The organism is Pseudomonas sp., assembly GCF_050739655.1.
GTDB lineage: Bacteria > Pseudomonadota > Gammaproteobacteria > Pseudomonadales > Pseudomonadaceae > Aquipseudomonas.
The window spans coordinates 1-2,444 of the sequence record NZ_JBOIBY010000342.1; the positions used below are offsets into that span (position 1 = coordinate 1).

Annotated in this window: 1 protein-coding gene; it reads right to left on the minus strand. The window is 59.9% G+C overall.

What is annotated here, in order from left to right; all coding sequences use genetic code 11:
* Positions 1–135 precede the first annotated feature (135 nt).
* On the minus strand, positions 136–2,361 hold the full coding sequence (locus ACRESJ_RS16440) for an NADP-dependent isocitrate dehydrogenase (RefSeq protein ID WP_431758844.1): 2,226 nt from the start codon (positions 2,359–2,361) through the stop codon (positions 136–138).
* Between the last annotated feature and the right edge of the window lie 83 nt (positions 2,362–2,444).

Here is a 2,444-nt window from a genome sequence, read left to right on the forward strand (position 1 = left end):
GCGGTGGATCAGCCACCATCAATGTTGAATGATAAGCCGCCATCGCTGGCAAGCCAGCTCCCACAGGGGGTTGTGTTGTCATCAGAAACAGAAACCCCGGCACGAAGGCCGGGGTTTCTTTACTTCCTTACAACCTTAAACCAGCGCAGCGACAGCCGCGTTGAAGGTTGCGCTCGGGCGCATGGCCTTGCTGATCAGCTCGGGATTGGCGGAGTAGTAACCGCCGATGTCCACTGGCTTGCCCTGTACGGCGTTGAGCTCGGCAACGATGGTCGCCTCGTTCTCGGTCAAGGTCTTGGCCAGGGTCGCGAACTGCGCTTGCAGTGCAGTGTCTTCGGTCTGGGCGGCCAGGGCTTGAGCCCAGTACAGCGCCAGGTAGAAGTGGCTGCCGCGGTTGTCGATGTTGCCGACTTTGCGCGATGGCGACTTGTTGTTGTCCAGGAACAGTCCGGTAGCCTGGTCCAGGGTCTTGGCCAGAACCAGCGCCTTGGCGTTGTTGTAGTTCACGCCCAGGTGCTCAAGGGAAGCGGCCAGGGCCAGGAACTCGCCCAGGGAATCCCAACGCAGGAAGTTTTCTTCCAGCAACTGCTGAACGTGCTTCGGGGCCGAACCGCCGGCGCCGGTTTCGAACAGGCCGCCGCCATTCATCAGCGGCACGATCGACAGCATCTTGGCGCTGGTGCCCAGTTCCATGATCGGGAACAGGTCGGTCAGGTAGTCGCGCAGAACGTTACCGGTTACCGAAATGGTGTCCTTGCCTTCGCGGGTGCGCTGCAGGGTGTATTTCATTGCAGCGACTGGCGCCATGATCTGGATGTCCAGGCCGGCAGTGTCGTGATCCTTCAGGTAGGCCTGAACTTTCTCGATCACCACGCCGTCGTGGGCGCGCATTGGGTCCAGCCAGAAAATCGCTGGAGTGCTGCTTGCGCGAGCACGGTTGACGGCCAGTTTGACCCAGTCCTGGATCGGCGCGTCTTTGGTCTGGCACATACGGAAGATGTCGCCGGCTTCAACCGATTGTTCCAGCAGCAGGGTGCCGTTGGTGTCGGTCACGCGGACAACACCGTTGGTCTTGATCTGGAAAGTCTTGTCGTGGGAGCCGTACTCTTCGGCTTTCTTCGCCATCAGGCCAACGTTTGGCACGCTGCCCATGGTGGTTGGGTCGAAAGCGCCATTTGCCTTGCAGTCTTCGATCACTGCCTGGTAGATGGTGGCGTAGCAGCGATCCGGGATCACAGCCTTGGTGTCGTGCAGCTGGCCGTCGGTGCCCCACATCTTGCCGGAGTCACGGATCATCGCCGGCATCGAGGCGTCGACGATGACGTCGCTCGGCACGTGCAGGTTGGTGATGCCTTTGTCGGAGTTGACCATCGCCAGGGCAGGGCGAACGGCGTAGACCGCCTGGATGTCAGCTTCGATGGCGGCTTGTTGTTCGGCAGGCAGGGCTTTGATGCGAGCGTACAGGTCGCCGATGCCGTTGTTCAGGTTGAAGCCGATCTGTGCCAGCACGTCAGCGTGCTTGGCCAGTGCGTCTTTATAGAACTCGGCAACGATCTGGCCGAACATGATCGGGTCGGAGACCTTCATCATGGTGGCTTTCAGGTGAACCGACAGCAGCACGCCTTGGGCCTTGGCGCTTTCGATTTCAGCGGCAATGAAAGCACGCAGAGCGTTTTTGCTCATGACGGCGCAGTCGAGGATCTCGCCAGCCTGAACGGTAGTTTTTTCTTTCAGGACGGTGGTGGTGCCGTCTTGAGCGATCAGTTCGATCTTCACGGCGCCAGCGGCGTCGATCAGGGCGGCTTTTTCGCTGCCGTAGAAATCGCCGGTGCTCATGTGCGCGACGTGCGACTTGGAGTCAGCAGCCCAGGCGCCCATTTTGTGCGGGTGCTTGCGTGCGTAGTTCTTGACCGACAGCGGGGCGCGACGGTCGGAGTTACCTTCGCGCAGAACCGGGTTCACGGCGCTGCCCTTGACCTTGTCGTAGCGAGCCTTGACGTCTTTGTCTGTGTCGCTGGTTACGGTTTCCGGGTAGTCCGGCAGTGCGTAGCCCTGAGCTTGCAATTCTTTGATCGCGGCTTGCAGTTGCGGAACCGAGGCGCTGATGTTCGGCAGCTTGATGATGTTGGCTTCAGGCGTAACGGCCAGTGCGCCCAGTTCGGCGAGGTGGTCGGCTACGGCTTTGTCGCCCAGTTGCTCGGGGAAGCTGGAAAGGATGCGCCCTGCAAGAGAGATATCGCGGGTTTCAACGGCGATATCAGCCGAGGCGGTGAACGCCTCTACGATAGGCAACAGTGAATAGGTGGCGAGGGCGGGAGCTTCGTCGGTGAAGGTATAGATGATCTTCGAGCGGGTGGGCATATTCGGATTAACTCTCTCTTCTTTGCTAAAGCGTGCGCAGAAACTCGAGGGCGCCGGGTAAGCGCGTTCGTTCAAAGTCATCC